This window comes from Burkholderia sp. SJZ089 (assembly GCF_007828315.1).
GTDB lineage: Bacteria > Pseudomonadota > Gammaproteobacteria > Burkholderiales > Burkholderiaceae > Burkholderia > Burkholderia gladioli.
Genome location: NZ_VIUM01000061.1, coordinates 1 through 1,478, shown reverse-complemented (window position 1 = coordinate 1,478; position 1,478 = coordinate 1). Strand labels below are relative to the sequence as shown.

Below are 1,478 nucleotides of genomic sequence, written 5' to 3'. Positions count from 1 at the left end.
GTGCCCTGCTCGCCGCCCAGCGAGATCTGGTACCACTCGGCGCCGTCCTTGTCGACGCCGAGGATGCCGATGTTGCCGACGTGGTGATGGCCGCAGGAGTTCATGCAGCCCGAGATGTTCAGCGACATCTCGCCGAGGTCGTAGACGTAGTCCAAATCGTCGAAGCGCTCCTGGATCGCCTGCGCGATCGGGATCGACTTGGCATTGGCCAGCGAGCAGAAATCGCCGCCCGGGCAGGCGATGATGTCGGTCAGCAGGCCGATGTTCGGCGTCGCGAAGCCGGCCGCCTTGGCCTTCTCCCACAGCGCGAACAGGTCGCGCTTCTTGACGTTGGCGAGGATCAGGTTCTGCTCGTGCGAGACGCGCAGCTCGCCGAACGAGTAGGCGTCGGCCCAGTCGGCCACGGTGTCCATCTGCGCGTCGGTCGCATCGCCCGGCGCCACGCCGTTAGGCTTGAGCGACAGCGTCACGGCCGCGTAGCCCGCCACCTTGTGCGGCGCCACGTTGCGCTCGACCCAGCGCGCGAAGGCCTTGTTCTCGAGCAGGTGCTGCTCGTAGGAAGCGTCCGTGTCGGCCAGCTTCTCGTAGACGGGCGGCGCGAAATCCTTCGAGACGCGGTCGAGCTCGGCCTGCGTGAGCGTCGAGGGGCCATCCTTCAGGTGCTGCCACTCTTGCTCGACCTGCTGCGAGAACTTCTCCGGCGACAGCGCCTTGACCAGGATCTTGATCCGCGCCTTATAGAGATTGTCGCGGCGGCCGAAGCGGTTGTAGACGCGCAGCACCGCCTCGCAATAGGTCAGCAGGTGCTGCCAGGGCAGGTTCTCGCGGATGATCGAGCCGACGATCGGGGTACGGCCCAGGCCGCCACCGGCCAGGATGCTGGCCACCACCTCGCCCTGCTCGTTGCGCGACAGGTAGACGCCCAGGTCATGCATCTGCACGGCGGCGCGGTCGACCTTGGCCCCGGACACGGCGATCTTGAACTTGCGCGGCAGCCAGGCGAATTCGGGGTGGAACGTCGACCACTGGCGCAGGATTTCCGCCCAGGGGCGCGGGTCGATCACTTCGTCGGGCGCCACGCCCGCGAACTGGTCGGCGGTGATGTTGCGGATGCAGTTGCCCGAGGTCTGGATGCCGTGCATCTGGACCGAGGCGAGCTTGCGCAGGATCTCGGGCGTGTCCTCGAGCTGGATCCAGTTGAACTGGATGTTCGACCGCGTCGAGAAGTGCCCGTAGCCGCGGTCGTGCTCGCGCGCGATCACGGCCAGCATGCGCAGCTGGTCGCTGCGAAGGTTGCCGTAAGGAATCGCGATGCGGTGCATGTAGGCGTGGCGCTGCATGTACAGGCCGTTCTGCAGGCGCAGCGGGCGGAACTCTTCTTCGCTCAATTCGCCCGACAGCCGGCGACGCACCTGGTCGCGGTACTGCGCGACGCGTTCGTCGACGATCGTCTGGTCGTACTGGTCGTACTGATACAT

Annotated in this window: 1 protein-coding gene; it reads right to left on the bottom strand. The window is 66.2% G+C overall.

Features of this window, described 5'->3' with window-relative positions; genetic code table 11:
* Nucleotides 1–1,478, bottom strand: a 1,478-nt coding sequence (locus FB600_RS36990) for a nitrite/sulfite reductase (RefSeq protein ID WP_145758318.1), incomplete at its 3' end; no start/stop codon positions are given.